This window comes from Sphingomonas sp. Root241, assembly GCF_001428865.1.
Lineage (GTDB): Bacteria > Pseudomonadota > Alphaproteobacteria > Sphingomonadales > Sphingomonadaceae > Sphingomonas.
This window is the reverse complement of record NZ_LMIV01000001.1, coordinates 687,935-706,369: the sequence shown is the minus strand read 5'-3', so window position 1 is coordinate 706,369 and position 18,435 is coordinate 687,935. Positions and strand designations below refer to the sequence as shown.

Below are 18,435 nucleotides of genomic sequence, written 5' to 3'. Positions count from 1 at the left end.
GAGGGAAAGTTGATCGTTGCTGGTCTTGAAAATCCGGATCGGTGATCGGGAGGGCGCTACGACGGCACCGGCGGCTCGCCGCGCAGCTGCGCAAATCGCAACGCATCCATCCATACGCCCCCCTTACTGGCAGCCCCGCTAGCTCGATGAGCCCGGAAGCTTTGCGTCCTGCCGTCGCCGGCAGTTTGCTCTTTTCAGCAGGATTTCAGGAGGTTGTTGCTCCCTTTGATCCCCCGCATGCGATGGCCCGAAGGTGGTGCCCAAAGGTTAACAAATCGTTAATTTTTCATAGCTTTACCTCGAATGGCATTGTAAAATAGTGTAAACTACGACCATGTCAGCATCCCGGGACCGAGGCATGGTTTTCCAAATTCTCCGGCAGCCCGGCGACATACTTGGTGGATATCTGGCATCACCCGCTTGGCCGATTTCCTGCGCAAGCTGTCACATTCCATTGCGATCGCAGCATTCTGGATTGGGTGCCCGGCCACTCCTGGTGGAGGCGATCGGATCAACTCCGGCCGGCCAAAGGTCCGAGCATAAATCCGCGATAGGGTGCGATCTGGAACATGTGGACTCCTCGGATCAGACAAATGCCTTTATCCAGCGATGATGGAGTCCAATTCCCTTCACCCGCTCCAGCCTCTTGATCGGAGCCCCCGCCTTATGCGCCACGTCGCGGTTTTCCTCGCAGTGGCGTTCGCCGCCGGTTCGGCGCAGGCGCAGAACAATCCGCAGGCCGAGGCGCAGGCGCTCGAATTGCTCAAGCGCGGCGTCGCCTTCCGCAGCGTCGCGGGGCCGGGCAACCAGACTTTCGATTATGCGACCTTCCTCAAATCGCAGCTTGTGGCGGGCGGGTTCGCCGACGCCGATGTCCGCGTCGAGAAGCTCGGCGACACCGCCTTTCTGGTCGCGCGCTATCGCGGCACCGGTAAGGCGAAGAGCGGCGCGAAGCCGATCCTGATCTCCGGGCATATGGACGTGGTGGAGGCGAAGCCGACCGATTGGGAGCGCGATCCGTTCACGCCGGTGGTCGAAAACGGCTATCTGTTCGGCCGCGGGGCCAGCGACAACAAGTTCGACGTCTCGACCTTCGTCGCCTCGATGATCCAGCTCAAGCGCGAGGGCTTCAAGCCCGGCCGCGATATCGTGATGCTGTTCTCGGGCGACGAGGAGACGGGGATGAAGACCACCGCGGCGCTCGCCGCGGAGTTCCACGACGCCGAATTGCTGCTCAACATCGACGGCGGCGGCGGCGATCTCGACGAGAGCGGCAAGCCGATGATGTTCGGCGTGCAGGGCGCCGAGAAGTCCTATGCCGATTTCGAGCTGAGCGTCACCAATCCCGGCGGCCATTCGAGCGCCCCGCGCAAGCCCAATGCGATCTACCAGCTCGCCGCCGCGCTGCAGAAGATCGAGGCCTACGAGTTCCCCGGCCAGGTCAACGAGATCACCAAGGCGAGCTGGGCCGCGACTGCCGCGCGCACCCCGGACCCGAAGCTCGCGGACGCGATGCGCCGCTTCGCCGCCAACCCCGAGGATGCCGGGGCCCGCGCGATCCTGCGCGCCGACCCCGGCTATGTCGGCCAGACCGGCACGACCTGCGTCGCGACGATGATCACTGCCGGCCACGCCGCCAACGCGCTGCCGCAGCGGGCGACCGCCAACGTCAATTGCCGGATCTTCCCCGGCACGCCGATCCCCCAGGTGCAGGCGAAGCTCGCCGAACTGGTCGCCGATCCCACAGTCAAGGTCACCAAGGTCGAGAGCGGATCGGTGCCGAGCGACGCCTCGCCGCTGCGCCCCGACCTGATGAAGGTGATCACCAAGGCGGTGCACGCGCGCTTCCCCGAAGCGCCGGTGGTCCCGGTGATGTCGTCGGGCGCGACCGACAGCATGTGGTTCCGTGGGCGCGGTGTGCCAAGCTACGGCGTCAGCCCGCTGTTCATGAAGTCGAGCGACAGCTTCGCGCACGGCCTCAACGAACGGATCCCCGTGGGGGAAATCGCGCCGGCGATCACCTTCTACAAAGCGGTGATCACCGAGCTGGCGAAATAGCCCTGACCATCGGCGTCTGATCCGCGCCTTTTTGTCTGCCAGGTACTGGCAATGTAGGATTTGCCGTGCTTCCGTCCGAACATGGGCAAGCAGGATCTTGGCGCCGTCGCAACCTGTCAGAGACAGTTGACGCTTGACATGCGAATGCGAAAACGAGTCAAGCGCCAGACGGCCCGCGCGGCGCGCATTTTTCTTTATCAATCTGGAAAACAAAGATTTTCCGAGCCAACCAAATGGTTGGAAGCCGCCCGCGACGCCGTTCTTGCCAACCATCCGGTTGGCAACGAATGCCTAGATCCCGCCGTCGATCACGTCATGGCCTACGGCGCGCAACGCGTCGATCAGCGCGGCCACGCAACGATCCACCAGTTCCTGCCCGGTAGCCCGCACGACGAAGTTCGCGCCGGTCCGCCCGTCGCGGAAGAACGGATAGCTGCCGATCGCCACGCCTGCATGCGCGCGCTCGGTCTCGCCGAGCAGGTCGGCGATCTCGCTCTCCGCGACCCATGCGCCGACGGTGCGCGAGAGCACCGGCAGCCCGCCTTCGAGCGTGCCGGTGAGCGCATCGAGCATGCCGGCGGTGATATGCGGCACCCCGGCGAGGATGAAGACGTTGCCCCAGCGGATGCCGGGCGCGCCGGACATGCGATTGGGGATCAGATCGGCGCCTTCGGGCACGCGCGCCATGCGCAGCCGCGCATCGGTCAGCCCGCCGCGCGTCTCGTAATAACGCTCGAGTACCGCCCGCGCTTCCGGATGCACGATCACCGGCACGCCCAAAGCCGCGGCGATCGCATCGACGGTGATGTCGTCATGCGTCGGGCCGATCCCGCCGGTGGTGAACAGATAGTCGTTGCGCGCCCTGAGCGCGTTGACCGCCTCGACGATCGCGTCCTCGACATCGGGCACGATCCGCACTTCGCCCAGCCTTATGCCCTGCACGTTCAGCCAGCTGGCGAGCTGCGCGACATTCTTGTCCTGGGTGCGCCCGGAGAGAATCTCGTCGCCGATCACCACCAGTGCCGCGGTCCAGATGCGCTCGCTCATTTGCCCGGACTAGAGCCTCGCAAAGCGGCGCGCAAACGCCTATATCGCGCGTCATGACCGAATATGTCACCGTCACTGAAGACATGCCGCAGGCGCGCGACGGCGCGATCAAGCTCCACGGACCCGCAGGCTTCGAAGGCATGCGCAAGGCCGGCCGCCTCGCCGCCGAGATCCTCGACGCGCTGGTGCCGCACGTCGTCCCCGGCGTCTCGACCGAAGAGCTCGACGACATCGTCCGCAACATGACGATCGCCGGCGGCGGCGTCCCCGCGACGCTCGGCTATCGCGGCTACACGCACAGCTGCTGCATCTCGATCAACCATGTCGTCTGCCACGGCATCCCGTCCGAACGCACGCTCAAGGACGGCGACATCGTCAATATCGACGTGACGCCGATGCTCGGCGGCTGGCACGGCGACACCAGCCGCATGTACCTGGTGGGCGACGTGCCGATCAAGGCGCGCCGGCTGGTCGACGTCACCTACGAATGCCTGATGCTCGGGCTCGAGCAGGCGAAGCCGGGCAACCATCTCGGCGACATCAGCAACGCCATCCAGCGCCATGCCGAGAAGCACCGCTACGGCGTCGTCCGCGATTTCTGCGGGCACGGCCTCGGCCAGGTTTTCCACGACGCGCCCGAAGTGGTCCATGTCGGCCGCCCCGGCACCGGCCCCGAGCTGCGCCCGGGCATGTTCTTCACCGTCGAGCCGATGATCAACATCGGCCGCCCGGACGTGAAACTGCTCGACGACGGCTGGACCGCCGTGACGCGCGACCGCTCGCTCTCCGCGCAGTTCGAGCATTCGGTCGGCATCACCGAGACCGGCTGCGAGATCTTCACGACGAGCCCGAAGGGGCTGCACAACCCGCCTTATTGATAGCTCTTCTTTTCCTCTCCCTGTGGGAGAGGTAGCGGAGCTTGAGGACTCATATTCTTCCTTCGTCACCCCGGCCTTGAGCCGGGGTCCCGCTTCTTCTGCCCGGCCAAAGGTAGTGGATCCCGGCTCAAGGCCGGGATGACGAAAATATATCAGCGTGCCCCCGAATAAGGCACCCGCACCGCCGCTGCTCATTTGGCAGGCACTTGTTAAGCCTTGCGCGGCGTGCGACCCGAGGGGCATCCCCGACTCCGCCTCTGGCACGGATGTTGCCAGACGCGCGATACGGGGACTGCCTCATTCCTGTTGGGGGAACACGTGAAAAAGATCGAAGCCATCATCAAGCCATTCAAGCTCGATGAAGTGAAGGAGGCGCTGCACGAGGTCGGCGTCAGCGGCATCACCGTCACCGAAGCCAAGGGTTTCGGCCGCCAGAAGGGCCATACCGAGCTCTATCGCGGCGCCGAATATGTGGTCGATTTCCTCCCCAAGGTGAAGCTCGAGGTGGTGGTCGAGGATTCGCTCGCGGAGCGGGTGGTCGAGGCGATCGCCACCGCGGCGCAGACCGGCCGCATCGGCGACGGCAAGATCTTCGTGATCCCGGTCGAGACCGCGTTGCGCATCCGCACCGGCGAGCGCAACGAAAACGCGATTTGACGCAGCGCAGCAACCTTCTAGTGCTGCGCCCGCAAAAGTAATTTTATTGCCCGATTCGGCGGGCAGACGAAAGAGAGCGAAAGGGCTTTAACGATGGCGAATTCGGCCAATGATGTTCTGAAGATGGTGAAGGAGCACGAGATCGAGTGGATCGACCTCCGCTTCACCGATCCCAAGGGCAAGTGGCAGCACCTCACCATGGTCGCCAAGGTGATCGGCGAGGACGAGCTTACCGACGGCCTGATGTTCGACGGCTCGTCGATCGAAGGCTGGAAGGCGATCAACGAATCGGACATGATCCTGAAGCCGGATCTGGACGCGGTGTGGATCGATCCGTTCTCGGCCACCCCGATGCTGATCCTCGTCTGCGACATCGTCGAGCCCTCGACCGGCGAGCTCTACAGCCGCGATCCGCGCTCGACCGCGAAGCGCTCGGAAGCCTATCTCAAGACGCTCGGTATCGGCGACACCGTCTATGTCGGCCCCGAGGCCGAGTTCTTCATGTTCGACGACGTTCGCTTCGAGAACAGCTATGCGACGTCGTACTACGCGATCGACGACATCGAGCTGCCGGGCAATTCGGGCAAGGAATATGAAGCCGGCAATCTCGGCCACCGTCCGCGCGCCAAGGGCGGCTACTTCCCCGTCGCGCCGGTCGATTCAGCCGTCGACATCCGCGGCGAGATGGTCGCGACGATGCTCGAAATGGGTCTGCCCTGCGACAAGCATCACCACGAAGTCGCCGCCGCGCAGCATGAGCTCGGCCTGACCTTCGGCACGCTCGTCCAGACCGCCGACCGCATGCAGATCTACAAGTACGTCGTGCATCAGGTGGCGCATGCCTATGGCAAGACCGCGACCTTCATGCCCAAGCCGATCAAGGAAGATAACGGCTCGGGCATGCACACCCACATCTCGATCTGGGAAGGCAAGAACCCGCTCTTCGCCGGCAACGGCTATGCCGGGCTCTCGGACATGTGCCTCTACTTCATCGGCGGCGTGATCAAGCACGCCAAGGCATTGAATGCCTTCACCAACCCGTCGACCAACAGCTACAAGCGGCTGGTCCCGGGCTATGAAGCGCCGGTGCTGCTGGCCTATTCGTCGCGCAACCGTTCGGCCTCGTGCCGCATCCCTTATGGTGCGGGCAGCAAGGCGAAGCGCGTCGAGTTCCGCTTCCCGGACGCGCTGGCCAATCCGTATCTTTGCTATGCGGCGTTGCTGATGGCCGGTCTCGACGGCATCCAGAACAAGATCCATCCGGGCGACCCGATGGACAAGAACCTGTACGACCTGCCGCCGGCCGAGCTGGAGAAGGTACCGACCGTCTGCGGTTCGCTCCGCGAAGCGCTCGACAGCCTCGAGGCCGATCAGGATTTCCTGCTCAAGGGCGACGTGTTCACGCGTGACCAGATCGCGGCCTATGTCGAGATCAAGCGCGCCGAAGTCGCCCGCTGGGAGATGACGCCGAGCCCGGTCGAATACGACATGTACTACAGCTCGTAATCGCGAGCGTAGGACCGACAAAAGGGGCGTCCGGAGTGATCCGGGCGCCCTTTTCGTTCGGCATTCGCGTCGTGCGGCGTGGCGAACTCGTCACGCCTTCGTAATGTCATTTCCACGACGTCGAATTGTCACTGAAACCGAGCCGAACTGACATTCGGCGAGGTTACGGCGCCCTCACCATCAGGGGGATCCTTCAATGACCAGCCGATTCGTCCGCCATTTCGCGGGCGCTAGCGTTTTTGCGCTCAGCTTCGCACTTGCCGCACCGGCAATGGCGCAGGATGCCCCGGCTGCATCCCCGGACGACGCTGAGATCGTCGTCACCGGATTGCGCCCGATCGCCGAATCCGAAGCATCCGCGCTCAACGTGCAGAAGAATTCGGACTCGCTGGTCACCGTCGCCGCGGCGGACGGCGTCGGCCGCTTGCCCGACCAGAACATCGCCCAGGCGACCGGTCGCCTGCCCGGCGTCGCAGTCGAGCGCGATCAGGGCCAGGCCCGCTACATCTCGCTGCGCGGCGCGCCGAACTATTGGACCACGCTCTCGTTCGACGGGATCAACGTGGTCAGCCCCGAGGGCCGCGACGCGCGCTTCGATTCGATCCCCTCGGCGATCGCTTCGCAGATCGTCGTTTCGAAAGCGGTCACGCCGGAAATGCCCGGCGAGACCGTGGCGGGCAACGTCAATGTGATCACGCGCTCGGCTTTCGACTACAGCGGCCTCCACTTCGCGGGCAAGGCCGGGATCGGCATCGCCGAACTGGGCGACCGCAAGCAATATGAAGGTTCGGCCGTGGTCTCGGACCGCTTCGCCGTCGGGGGCGGCGAGATCGGCGTGCTCCTCTCGGGCAGCTATTATCAGCGCGCGATGATCACCGATAATTTCGAGACCGACTACGAGCGGGTCGCCCAGGATCAGCGCCCGGGCTCCGCAACCCGCTTTTGGGCGCACGAGGCCGAAAACAAGCTCTACCGCCTCACCCGCCGCAACTGGTCCGTCTCGGGCCGGCTCGATTACAAGCCGGACTCGGACAACACGATCTCGCTGCGATCCATCTACACGATCTTCACCGACGACGAGGCCCGCGACAATTACCGCTTCGATCTCGACGACCGCCAGAACGATCTGGTGGCGAACACTGCGGCCTGTCCGACGACGGTGAACCCCACGCCCGCCACCAGCGGCTATGCCGATGTCTGCATCGGCAACACGCCGCAAAAGGGCACCGTCTACGGCATCGACATCCGCCAGCGCTCGACGCTGCGCGCGTTCCGCCAGTCGATCTTCACCAACACGCTGGCCGGCGACCACGACTTCGCCGAAGGCTGGCACCTGAGCTGGCTGGGCAATTACACCGAGTCGAAGGACGATCGCTCGGTCGTCGGCGAAGTCGCCTGGGACAGTCCCTCCACGCGGACTTTGCGCCCCACGGTCAGCTATGATTTCAGCGACCGCAACTTCTCGCGCCTCGCGCTCTTCACCACCACGCAGCTGAGCGGCCCGACTCGCTTCCAGGCGGGCACCGCGGTGACCAATATCGACAGCTTCACCAAGCCGCCTTCGTCGCTCACCGTGCTCGACGCAGTCGATACGACCAAGGCCTATACCGGCAAGCTGGTGCTTTCGCGCGAAACCGGCTTCCTGGGCAGCGAAGCGGTGTTCAAGGCCGGCTTCCAGTTCGACCAGCGCACCAAGATTGCCGACGAGAAGCAGATCCTGCTCAACACCGGCGCACAGTTCGCCACCGTCGGCCTGCCCACCGATTTCAACCAATTCTCGATCGACCAGTCGTTCCTCGGCAAGATCCCGATGGGCTACACCTTCCATTATTTCGATACCGACAAGATGCGCGCGGTGTCCGACGCGGCGCGCGCCAATTTCGCCTTCACGCCCAACGCTGACAACAATTACGAGGTGCGCGAACAGGTCTATGCCGGCTTCGCGATGGCTACGCTGAAATATGGCTGGGGCTCGATCCTTGGCGGCGTGCGCGTCGAGCATCTGAAGAATAGCGGCGAAGCCATTGCCACGGTCGGCGGGATCAAGGGTCCGGTGAGTGCAACGTCCAGCCAGACGCTCGCTTTCCCCAGCCTGCACGTCAATTATGATCTGGACGATACCAAGAAGCTGCGCCTGTCGTTCAATTCGGGCGCGGCGCGCGCCGATTATGATCAGCTTCGTCCCAATGTGGTCGTCAACGACACCAACCAGTCGATCTCGGGCGGCAACCCCGCGGTGAAGCCCGAACGCGCATACGGCGTCGACGGCTATTTCGAATGGTATGTCCGCCCGCAGGGCTATCTGATGGCCGGCCTGTTCTACAAAAAGGTCAAGGACGTGCTCTATCGTCAGACGCGCAGCTTCGGATCAGCCGCGTTGGACAGCAACGGCATCGACCGCTCCTCCTATATCTTCTCGGGCATCACCAATGGCGGTGACGGGCGCGTATTCGGCGCGGAAGCCGCGGCGCAGTTCCAGCTCGAACCCTGGACCGGCGATCTCGGCCTGCCCGGCTGGATGGGTGGCTTCGGCATCACCGCGAACGTCACGTTGAACGACAGCGAAGTGACCAAGCCTGCTCTGGGCGCGGTGCTCGCACGCAAGGTGCGGCTGCCCGGCACATCGGACCTCGTCTATAATATCGGCGGCTATTACGAGAAATACGGCCTGTCGCTGCGCGTCCAGTATCAGCGCCGCAGCACCTGGCTCGACGGCATCGCCGATGACTTGGCAGACGCCGGCGACACTTATTGGGCCGCCGACGACGAGATGGACATCTCCGCGCGCTATGCGGTCAATCGGAATTTCGAGGTTTTCCTCGACGCGTCGAACGTGCTCAACAAGCCCGGCCGCCGCTATTCGGAGCCGGGCAATTTGCTGAACGCCACCGGCGTGGCGAGTCCGCGCAGCGACATCCAGACCATCGAGTGGGAGCAATTCGGCCGCCGCTACTCGGGGGGCATCCGGGTGACCTTCTGATGCGCAGCACGATTCAGATGACCCTGCTCGGCCTACTGCCCTTGGTAGCGGCGGGCTGCACCGCCAGCGAGAAACGCCCTGCTTTCTCCCCGGCGCCCACCGCTTCGGTGCAGGCGCGCGGGGAGACGGCGGCGGTGGGTACCGCCAATGCCGATGCGGCGGACGATCCCGCGATCTGGCGCAACTCCGCCGATCCGGCCGCGAGCCTGATCGTCGGAACCGACAAGAAGGCCGGGCTCTACGTCTATGACCTGGCGGGCAAGCAGCTGTCGTTCATCGACGCGGGCCGCGTGAACAATGTCGACCTGCGTGACATGGGTGCGGCCGGGATCATCGTCGCGGCGAGCGACCGCAACGATCCGCTGCGCGCCCAGCTCGCGCTTTTCCGGCTCGATCCGGTGACCCGGAAACTGACCCCGCTCGGCAAGGTCGCCGCGGGGGCTGGCGAGGCCTATGGCGTGTGCCTCTATCGCGACGGTGCTTCACTCCAGGCTTTCAACATCCTGAAGGACGGTACCATCAGCCAGCTGGCGCTCGATCTTTCGAGCGCGGCGCCCGCGGGCAGGATCGTCCGCAGTATGAAGCTGGCAACACAGTCCGAAGGCTGCGCAATGGATGAGCGCACCCACCGGCTCTACGTCGCCGAGGAAGATGTCGGCATGTGGCGCTTCGATGCGCGAGCCACCGGCAGCACCACGCCGGCGAAGATCGCCGCCGCCGATGGGATCCAGATCGTCGCCGACACCGAAGGCGTCGCACTGGCAACCGAAGGCGGCGGGGACGGCGGCTATCTGCTGGTGTCGAGCCAGGGCGACAATGCCTATGCTGTCTATCGGCTGGGCGACGAGTCCTATGTCGGCCGGTTCCGGATCGGGGCAGGCAGGTTCGGCGCGACCGAGGAGACCGACGGCATCGACGTGATGGTCGGCGATTTCGGCGCCGACTATCCCGGCGGACTGTTTGTCGCGCAGGATGGACACAACACCCCCTCGGCGCAGAACTTCAAACTCCTCGCCTGGGCCGACATCAAGACCGCGCTCGGGCTCAAGTAACGGGCATTGCGCCGGGGCGGTTCGGAACCTAGCCTCGGCGCCATGCTTCGTTCCCTGCTCTGCGCGCTCGTACTCACAGCCGCCATGCCCGCCTCCGCCCAGCTCAGCAGCGCCGAGAGGAAGATCGCGGCGGCAGTCGATGCCGATGCGGAAGGCACGCTCACCTTGCTCGAGCGAATGGTGAATCAGAATAGCGGCACGCTGAATCTCGCGGGCGTACGCGCGATGGGCGCAATGCTGGGTCCCGAATTCGAGGCGCTCGGCTTCAAGGTCGAATGGATCGACTTGCCCGAGACCCGGCGGGCCGGGCATTTCGTCGCCACCCACAAGGGCAATGGCCGCGGCAAGCGAATGCTGCTGATCGCGCATATCGACACGGTGTTCGAAGCGAGCTCGCCCTTCCAGAAATTCGGTCGCGAGGGCGACAAGGCGATCGGCCCCGGCGTCGTCGACGACAAGGGCGGAATTGCGGTCATCCTGGCGGCACTCCGCGCGATGGACAAGGCCGGCACGCTCAAACAGGCCGACATCCAGGTGATGCTCACCGGCGACGAGGAGAAGACCGGCGATCCGATCCCACTCGCGCGGCGCGACCTGATCGAAGCGGGCAAATGGGCCGATGTCGCGCTGGAGTTCGAGAATCTCGCGCGCGAGAACGGCCAGGATTTCGGCACCGTCGCACGGCGCAGCGCCAATGGCTGGACGCTCACCACCACCGGCAAGACCGGGCACGGCGGCGGCATCTTCAACGCCGAAACCGGCTATGGCGCGATCTACGAGATCGCCCGCATCCTCGACGCATGGCGGAGCGAGCTGATCGAGGAGAACCTCACGTTCAACGTCGGGGTGATCGGCGGCGGCACGCCGGCGACGATCGACAAGGACGGCGTGCGCATCGAAGCATCGGGCAAGACCAACGTGGTGCCCGCCATCGCAATCGCGCGCGGCGACCTGCGCAGCCTCACCCCCGAGCAGGACGCGGCGGCGCGTGCGAAGATGCAGGCAGTCGTTGCGAAGCACCTGCCCGGCACCACAGCGACGCTCGAATTCCAGGACAACACGCCACCGATGGCCCCTACCGAGGGTAATCGTGCATTGCTCGCCCGGCTCAACAAGGCCAATCGCGATCTCGGCCTGTCCGAAATGGCCGAATTCCCGCCCGCCAAGCGCGGCGCAGCGGATTCGAGCTTCGTCGCGGCCTGGACCGACACGCTCGCGGGCATGGGCCCGAGCGGCGGCACGCTGCACGCCGAGGGCGAGTGGCTGGATATCCCCAGCATCGCGCTGCAGGCCAAGCGCAGTGCGATACTGATGAGCCGGCTGGCGCGCGAGAAGCGCTGACCCGGAACGAATATTCTGCCCGTAGCGTTCGACGCGGGCGTCGCCAGGAGGCCTTTGATGCGTAGCGCTATGCTGTTCGGTCCCGTGCTCCTGATCACGGCGTGTAGCGGCGGAGGAAGCAATGGCGGCGGAGGGGGAACCCCGACTCCCACTCCCAATACTCCGCCCACCTTCACCTCCGCGGCGACGGCAAGCGTCGTCGAGAATGCCGCCCTCGCTTATCAGGCGACGGCAAGCGACGCCCAAGGCAGCCCGATCACCTTCTCCATCGCAGGCGGGGCCGACGCGACACGCTTCACGATCACCGCTGCCGGGGCGCTCAATTTCAGCGCCGCACCCAATTTCGAGGCGCCTGCGGATGCCGACGGCGACAATGTCTATCGTGTCCAACTGAGCGCGAGCGATGGCAGCGCGTCGTCCACACTCGATCTGGCGGTGACGGTCACCAACAGCCGCGAAGGGATCGCGGTCAAGCGCGTCGCGACGGGACTGAACCAGCCGACTTTCGTGACCGGGATCCCCGGCAGCAGCGACGTGTATGTGCTCGAGAAAACCGGCAACATGTATCGCCTTACGCCTTCCACCGGGGCGCGGTCGCTCGTCTTTACGGTGGGGGGCCTCAGCACGGATGGCGAGCGCGGGCTGCTCGGCATGGCATTGCTGCCCAATCCGCTGAACGCCGATCGTTTCATGATCTTCTGCACTGCGGCGAACGGCGACATCGAGCTCCGCCAATATCTTTTCCACGCCGCCGGATTCCCGCCGACGGTGTTGGCCAAGATATCGATCCCTCATCCGGGATCGAACAATCACAACGGCGGCTGGATGAGCTTCGGGCCGGACGGCTATCTCTATGTCGGGATCGGCGACGGCGGCGGCGTCGGCGATCCCGGCAACAATGCCCAGAATCCCAACTCGCAGCTCGGCAAGATCCTGCGGATCGACGTCATCTCCGATCCTTATGCCGGCGCTAGTCCCCGCTTTTTCTCGCCTGCGCCAGGCAACCCCTTCGCCGCGGGCGGCGGCAATCCCTATGTCTTCGCACTCGGATTGCGGAATCCATTCCGCGCCAGCTTCGGGCCGGATGGGCGCCTCTATATCGGCGACGTCGGCCAGAGTGCCATCGAGGAGATCGACGTGGTGCGGCCGAACCAGCCAGGCCTCAACTTCGGCTGGCATTTCCTCGAAGGCACTCAGCCTTATACCGGCACGGCACCTGCCGGTCTCACGCCGCCGGTCTCGCAATATGATCATGGCGGCGGCGCCAAACAGGGCGGCTCGATCATTGGGGGCTATGTCTATCGCGGACCCGTCACTTCACTCCAGGGACAATATGTCTTCGGCGACTATGTGAGCGGGAATATCTGGACACTGCCGGCAGCGTCGCTCGTCCAGGGCCAGCTCTTTCCCGCCGCCAGCTACGAGCGCCGCAACCTCGATTTCACGCCCGACGCCGGCTCGATCACCAGCCTCGTCTCGTTCGGCGAGGACGCGGCAGGCAACCTCTTCCTCATCGATATCACCGGCAGCATCTTCATGGTCCAGCCCGGCTAGAAGCTCGGCCTGCGCCACTTGCGTTGCGAAAGGCAACTGTCCATCTAGTGCGCCATACCGGAAATTCGAATCGGAGTCGGGGATGCGCAACTATCTGAAGCACTATATCGGCGGTGGCTGGGTCGAGAGCGATGGCGGCACGCGCCACGAGGTCATCAATCCGGCGACCGAAGCCCCTGTCACCGAGATCACGCTCGGCTCGGCCGCCGATGTCGACAAGGCCGTAGCCGCTGCCAGACTCGCCTTCGAAAGCTTCTCGCGCACCAGTATCGACGAACGCATCGCCCTGATCGAACGGATTCTCGAAGCCTATAAGGCACGTGCCGCCGACATGGCGGAAGCGATCAGCCTCGAAATGGGCGCGCCGCTGAGCCTCGCCAAATCCGCGCAGGTCGGGTCGGGCATCGGCCACCTGCTCTCCGCCGCCCGTGCGCTCGAGGAATTCCAGTTCGAGGAGCAGATCGGAAACAGCCTCGTCGTCCACGAGCCGATCGGCGTGGTCGCGCTGATCACTCCGTGGAACTGGCCGCTCAACCAGATCGTCTCCAAGGTCGCGCCCGCGCTGGCGGCGGGTTGCACGATGGTGCTCAAGCCCTCGGAAGAAGCGCCAAGCTGCGCCGCGATCTTCGCCGAGGTGATGCATGCCGCGGGGGTGCCGGCGGGCGTGTTCAATCTCGTCAACGGCGACGGCCCCGGCGTCGGCACTGCGCTTTCGCGGCACAAGGGCGTCGACATGGTGAGCTTCACCGGCTCGACCCGCGCCGGCATCCTCGTCGCGAAGAACGCCGCCGACACGGTCAAGCGCGTCCATCAGGAACTCGGCGGCAAATCGCCGGCGCTCGTCCTCGAAGGCGCCGATCTCGGCAAGGCAGTGCCCATCACCCTGTTCAGCGTGTTGATGAACTCGGGCCAGAGCTGCATCGCCCCCACCCGCTTGCTCGTCCCCCGGCACCTGCAGGAGCAGGTCGCGGCGATCGCGGCCGAAATGATGAAGGGCACCCGAAGCGGCAGTCCATCGGAGGAAGGCCGGCACATCGGCCCCGTGGTCAACAAGACGCAATGGGACAAGATCCAGGGCCTGATCGCCAAGGGCCTCGAGGAAGGCGCCAAGCTCGAGACCGGCGGTCCCGGTCGGCCCGATGGCATTGAAACCGGCTACTTCGTCAAGCCGACCCTGTTCTCGGGCGTCCGCAACGACATGACCATCGCGCGCGAGGAGATCTTCGGCCCGGTCGTCACGATCATCCCGTATGAGGACGAGGAGGACGCGATCCGCATCGCCAACGATACCGATTACGGGCTGTCGGCGGTGGTGTTCGGCGATGCGGAGGCCGTCAGGCGCGTCGTGCCGCGGCTGCGCGCCGGCATGGTCTATGTGAATGGCGGCCAGCCCGATCCGAACCTGCCCTTCGGGGGCTTCAAGCAATCGGGCAACGGACGCGAACACGGCAAGTTCGGGCTCGCCGAGTTCCTCGAGGTCAAGGCAGTGGTCGGCGTCTTCGCCTGAGGGTCCGGAAAGGCGGCGGCAGCGCTCGGCCGGTCCACCGCCGGCGGCGGACCCGCAAGACTTCCCGCCGCAACATTGGAATGGCAAGGATCGGCGATGCGTTCGACCTCCAAGCTCGGCCTCGCCGTCCTCGCCGCCTTACAGACCTGCGTCTCCCTGCCCGCGGCCGTCGCCCAGACCGCTGCGGCTCCCTTGCCAGTCGAGGACATGTCACGGCGGACAGCGTCGGTTTGCGATTGCCTCGAGGAGATCAAGGCGCCGGTAACGATCCTGATCTCGATCGACGGTTTTCGCCCGGACTATCTCGATCGCGGCGTCACTCCGACGCTTTCGCGCCTCGCCGCCGAGGGCACCAGCGCGGCGATGCGGCCGAGCTTCCCGAGCAAGACCTATCCCAATCACTGGACTTTGGTGACCGGCCAGCGCCCCGATCGCCACGGCATCGTCGCGAACAAGATGGAAGATCCGAAGCGTCCCGGCGAAACCTTCAATATGGCGACCGACGACCCCTTCTGGTGGAACGCCGCCGAGCCGATCTGGCTTGATGCCGAGCGTGCCGGAATTCGGACCGGGACGCAATTCTGGCCCGGCTCGAATGTCGCGATCGGCGGCCATAAGGAAAAGCCGAAGGACTGGGAGACGATCGGCGGCGTGCGGCCCTCGGACTGGCAGCAGTTCAATCAGGCGATCACCGGCGAGCAGCGCGTCAACGGCATCCTCGACTGGCTGCGGCGCCCGGCGGCGATACGCCCGCTATTCCTGACGCTCTATTTCGATGTGGTCGATACTGTCGGGCACAAGTTCGGTCCGGGCGATACGCGGACGCTCGAGGCCGTGGCACAGGTCGACAAATGGATGGACCAGCTCGTCGACGGGCTCGCCGAGCTGCACCAGCCCGCTAACCTGGTGATCGTCTCGGATCACGGCATGGCGCCGACCCAAAGCAGCCACGTCATCGTATTGAACCAGATCGTGCCGCTCGACGATTTGGATCTGTTCGAATCGGGCACTTATGCCAGCCTGACGCCGATGCCCGGCAAGGCGGCGGCGGTCGAAAAGGCATTGCTCGGCAAGCACGCGCATTACGAATGCTGGCGCAAGAGCGAGATCCCTGCGCGCTTCCATTACGGCACCAACCCGCGGATTCCGCCGATATTCTGCCTCGCCGAGACCGGTTGGCTGATCAACGCGAAACCGCCCGCAGAGCGCTTCGCCGAGGGCAATCACGGCTATGACAATTTCGCGCCCGATATGGCGGCATTGTTCATCGGCCATGGCCCCGCCTTCCGGCCAGCAAAGCTCGCGCCGTTCGACAATGTCGACGTCTACCCGCTGCTGCGCGATCTGTTGAAGCTGCCCGCCAAGCCCGGCATCGACGGCACCGACGCACCGTTCAGGGGCGTGCTCCGCTAGGGCTTGCCAAGTTTTGGTTTTCATCCGAAACTCAAATCATGCTGTATCTGGACGATATCGAAGTGGGCATGAAGCGCAGCTTCGGCCGCTATGAAGTCACCCGCGAGGAAGTGCTGGAGTTCGCCGGGAAATACGATCCCCAGCCCTTCCATCTCTCCGACGAAGCGGCCGCGCAGACGCATTTCGGGCAGCTGGCGGCGAGCGGCTGGCATACTTGCGCGATGACCATGTCGATGTTCGTCGCCGAGATGAAGGTCCATCCGCAGGCGAGCCTCGGCGCCGCGGGCGTCGACGAGCTACGCTGGCTCAAGCCGGTCTATCCGGGCGACGTGCTGCGTTGCGAGAGCGAGATCCTCGAAGTGCGGCCATCGCAGAGCCGACCCGACATGGGCAGCCTGCGCAGCCAGATGACCACGTTCAACCAGCATGACGAGCCGGTGCTGCGCTTCACCGCTCTCGCGCTGATGCGGCGGCGGCCGACCGCGGGCTAACGCCGATAGCGGCGGTCGGGACGCCGGTCGCCACGATCCCAGTTGCGCCCCTCGCCGCGCCGGTTGCCGAAGCCACCCCAATTCTCCCGCCGATCGCCGCGCCACGAGCGGCCGCGATCGTACCAATAGCGCTGCTGTCCGTTGTTCCAGCGATGCGGACGGCGGTAGCGATCGTAGACGTAATAGCCCGTGCCCGGATAATAATAGTCCCCGTACCAGCCGAAATAGGAGCTCGGCCCGTAGCTGTAATAGGGGTCGTAACCGTCATAATATCCGCCGCTCGAATAGCCGACCGAGACGCCCGAATAGCCATAGCCGTCTTCGGTGCAGGCGGCGGCGGTCAAGCCCAGCGCAATGGCCAGGCCGGCGGCGGAAATGCGGTGAATCAGCATGGTGCGTCTCTCCGGCACCGTCATGGCGCTCTGGAGGCGCCCGAAGGACGGCTAACCAGTTGAGAACGTCGCGGGCCGATCGATGTTCCGGCTCAGTGCCCGTCGAACGCCACCAGCGCGTTCACGGCGATCCCGTCGCCGCGCAGCGCGTCCGCACCGCCCAGTTCGGGCAGATCGACCACGAACGCCGCCTGGACCACCTCCGCCCCGGCCTTGCGCAGCAGCCGCACCGCGGCGCGGGCGGTACCGCCGGTGGCGATCAGGTCGTCGACGAGCAGCACGCGGGCGCCGGGCGCGCAGGCATCGGCATGGATGGCGATGCGATCGGTGCCGTATTCGAGGGCATAATCCTCGGCGATCGTCGCGCCGGGCAGCTTGCCGTCCTTGCGGATCAGCAGCACGCCGGTGCCCAGCTTCACTGCCAGCGCCGCGCCGAACAGGAAGCCGCGTGCCTCCACCCCGGCGACGAGATCGACCTTTCCGCCGACCGCTTCGGCCATGCGGTCGATCGTCAGCCTCAGCCCCTCGGCATCGAGCAGCAAGGTCGTGATGTCGCGGAACATGATCCCCGGCTTGGGGAAATCGGGGATGGTGCGAATGCGCCGCCGGATGTCTTCATTGTCGTTCGCCATGTCGTCGGCTCTCGGTTCCCAAAAAGAAATCCCGCCGGGCTGGGCCGCGGCGGGACTTCGTCAGTTCGGCGATGGGGCGGGCAGCCTCAGTGCTTCACGCCCCGCCACACGGTCAGATACGCGCCATAAGCGAGGCCCGTTGCGATCAGCAGGAAGATCACCACTGCGAGGCCCGCCGCGTGGCGACGCTCCATCGTCGGCTCGGCGGTCCAGACGAGGAACGCCGAGACGTCCTGTGCCATCTGATCCACCGTCGCGCGGGTGCCGTCCGAATAGGTGACCTGATCGTCGGCGGTCAGCGGCGGCGGCATCGCGATGTTGAGGTTCGCGAAATAGGGATTGTAGTGCGAGCCGTCCGGCGTCTTGGCGCCCGGGAACTTCGCCAGCAGCTCGGCCGGCTGCTTCTCTTCATACCCCGTCAGCAGCGAGTGGACATATGCCGCGCCGCCATGCCGCGCCTTGGTGATCAGGCTGAGATCCGGCGGCGTGCCGGTGCCCGGATAATAGACCTTGGGGAAGCGATCCGACGGCAGATTGTCGCGCTCGCCCCAGGTGCCCGCCTTGGGATCCTGCACCGGCTGCTTTGTCGGCCAGTCCTTGGCGATCTTCTTCACCTCGGCCTCGTTATAGCCGATCTGCTGAAGATCGCGGAACGAGACGAGGTTCAGCGAGTGGCAGGTCGCGCAGACCTTCTCGAAGACCAGGAAGCCGCGCTGCAGCTGCTGGTTGTCGAACTTGCCGAAGGGACCATCCGACTTGAGCGCGAGCTCCTTGGGATGGTGATGGAACTCCTCCTCGGCAGTCGGCTGCGGGGGATCGGTGATCCAGCCCGAGACGGTACCGAACAGCGCGAGCGCCAGGACGAAGATGAAGGCGCCACCGACAAGGAATTTGACCGAGCGCAGGAACAGCGGAAGCATGTTTTCG

Annotated in this window: 15 protein-coding genes and 1 riboswitch; of the genes, 11 read left to right on the top strand and 4 right to left on the bottom strand. The window is 64.9% G+C overall.

Going from position 1 to position 18,435, the window contains the following annotated elements; all coding sequences use genetic code 11:
* Positions 1 to 125: 125 nt before the first annotated feature.
* A riboswitch (cyclic di-GMP riboswitch) is annotated at positions 126 to 200 on the bottom strand.
* Between the two features lie 466 nt (positions 201 to 666).
* Positions 667 to 2,058 carry a M20/M25/M40 family metallo-hydrolase gene (locus ASE13_RS03470; RefSeq protein ID WP_056611481.1) on the top strand — a complete coding sequence of 464 codons (1,392 nt, stop codon included), beginning with the start codon at positions 667 to 669 and terminating at the stop codon, positions 2,056 to 2,058.
* Between the two features lie 291 nt (positions 2,059 to 2,349).
* Here the strand turns inward: ASE13_RS03470 and ASE13_RS03465 are convergent, their stop codons facing one another.
* Positions 2,350 to 3,105 (bottom strand): competence/damage-inducible protein A, encoded by a 756-nt coding sequence (locus ASE13_RS03465; RefSeq protein WP_056611477.1) that lies wholly within the window; start codon positions 3,103 to 3,105, stop codon positions 2,350 to 2,352.
* Positions 3,106 to 3,158: 53 nt separating this feature from the next.
* Here ASE13_RS03465 and map point away from each other — a divergent pair, with 53 nt between their 5' ends.
* From map to ASE13_RS03415, 10 genes are all read left to right on the top strand, one after another.
* Complete coding sequence (map, locus tag ASE13_RS03460; protein ID WP_056611475.1) at positions 3,159 to 3,983, top strand: type I methionyl aminopeptidase; 825 nt, start codon at positions 3,159 to 3,161, stop codon at positions 3,981 to 3,983.
* A gap of 318 nt (positions 3,984 to 4,301) precedes the next feature.
* Positions 4,302 to 4,640 carry a P-II family nitrogen regulator gene (locus ASE13_RS03455; protein WP_056611472.1) on the top strand — a complete coding sequence of 113 codons (339 nt, stop codon included), beginning with the start codon at positions 4,302 to 4,304 and terminating at the stop codon, positions 4,638 to 4,640.
* A 93-nt stretch (positions 4,641 to 4,733) separates the two neighbouring features.
* The gene (gene glnA, locus ASE13_RS03450; protein ID WP_056611470.1) at positions 4,734 to 6,146 is read left to right on the top strand and encodes a type I glutamate--ammonia ligase; all 1,413 of its coding nucleotides are present in this window, start codon (positions 4,734 to 4,736) and stop codon (positions 6,144 to 6,146) included.
* 196 nt (positions 6,147 to 6,342) lie between these two features.
* Positions 6,343 to 9,126 carry a TonB-dependent receptor gene (locus tag ASE13_RS03445; RefSeq protein ID WP_056611467.1) on the top strand — a complete coding sequence of 928 codons (2,784 nt, stop codon included), beginning with the start codon at positions 6,343 to 6,345 and terminating at the stop codon, positions 9,124 to 9,126.
* Positions 9,126 to 10,178: a phytase gene (locus ASE13_RS03440; RefSeq protein WP_056611464.1), complete on the top strand. Its 1,053-nt coding sequence runs from the start codon at positions 9,126 to 9,128 to the stop codon at positions 10,176 to 10,178. The genes ASE13_RS03445 and ASE13_RS03440 overlap by 1 nt, the downstream gene beginning before the upstream one ends.
* A 42-nt stretch (positions 10,179 to 10,220) precedes the next feature.
* A complete protein-coding gene (locus tag ASE13_RS03435) occupies positions 10,221 to 11,519 on the top strand; it encodes a M20/M25/M40 family metallo-hydrolase (RefSeq protein WP_056611461.1) in 1,299 nt (432 codons plus the stop codon).
* Positions 11,520 to 11,576: 57 nt separating this feature from the next.
* Positions 11,577 to 13,073 (top strand): PQQ-dependent sugar dehydrogenase, encoded by a 1,497-nt coding sequence (locus ASE13_RS03430; protein ID WP_082596339.1) that lies wholly within the window; start codon positions 11,577 to 11,579, stop codon positions 13,071 to 13,073.
* 82 nt (positions 13,074 to 13,155) lie between these two features.
* On the top strand, positions 13,156 to 14,580 hold the full coding sequence (locus tag ASE13_RS03425) for an aldehyde dehydrogenase family protein (RefSeq protein ID WP_056611455.1): 1,425 nt from the start codon (positions 13,156 to 13,158) through the stop codon (positions 14,578 to 14,580).
* Between the two features lie 96 nt (positions 14,581 to 14,676).
* Positions 14,677 to 15,993 carry an ectonucleotide pyrophosphatase/phosphodiesterase gene (locus ASE13_RS03420; RefSeq protein WP_056611452.1) on the top strand — a complete coding sequence of 439 codons (1,317 nt, stop codon included), beginning with the start codon at positions 14,677 to 14,679 and terminating at the stop codon, positions 15,991 to 15,993.
* A gap of 38 nt (positions 15,994 to 16,031) precedes the next feature.
* On the top strand, positions 16,032 to 16,484 hold the full coding sequence (locus tag ASE13_RS03415; RefSeq protein ID WP_056611450.1) for a MaoC family dehydratase: 453 nt from the start codon (positions 16,032 to 16,034) through the stop codon (positions 16,482 to 16,484).
* On the opposite strand, the gene ASE13_RS03410 is transcribed toward ASE13_RS03415, so the two are convergent.
* The 3 genes from ASE13_RS03410 to ASE13_RS03400 form a co-directional block, all read right to left on the bottom strand.
* A complete protein-coding gene (locus tag ASE13_RS03410; protein WP_156404720.1) occupies positions 16,481 to 16,876 on the bottom strand; it encodes a hypothetical protein in 396 nt (131 codons plus the stop codon). The two genes, ASE13_RS03415 and ASE13_RS03410, sit on opposite strands and share 4 nt — an antisense overlap.
* A gap of 92 nt (positions 16,877 to 16,968) precedes the next feature.
* Positions 16,969 to 17,508 (bottom strand): adenine phosphoribosyltransferase, encoded by a 540-nt coding sequence (locus ASE13_RS03405; RefSeq protein WP_056611444.1) that lies wholly within the window; start codon positions 17,506 to 17,508, stop codon positions 16,969 to 16,971.
* A gap of 86 nt (positions 17,509 to 17,594) precedes the next feature.
* The gene (locus tag ASE13_RS03400; protein WP_056611441.1) at positions 17,595 to 18,428 is read right to left on the bottom strand and encodes a cytochrome c1; all 834 of its coding nucleotides are present in this window, start codon (positions 18,426 to 18,428) and stop codon (positions 17,595 to 17,597) included.
* Positions 18,429 to 18,435: the final 7 nt, after the last annotated feature.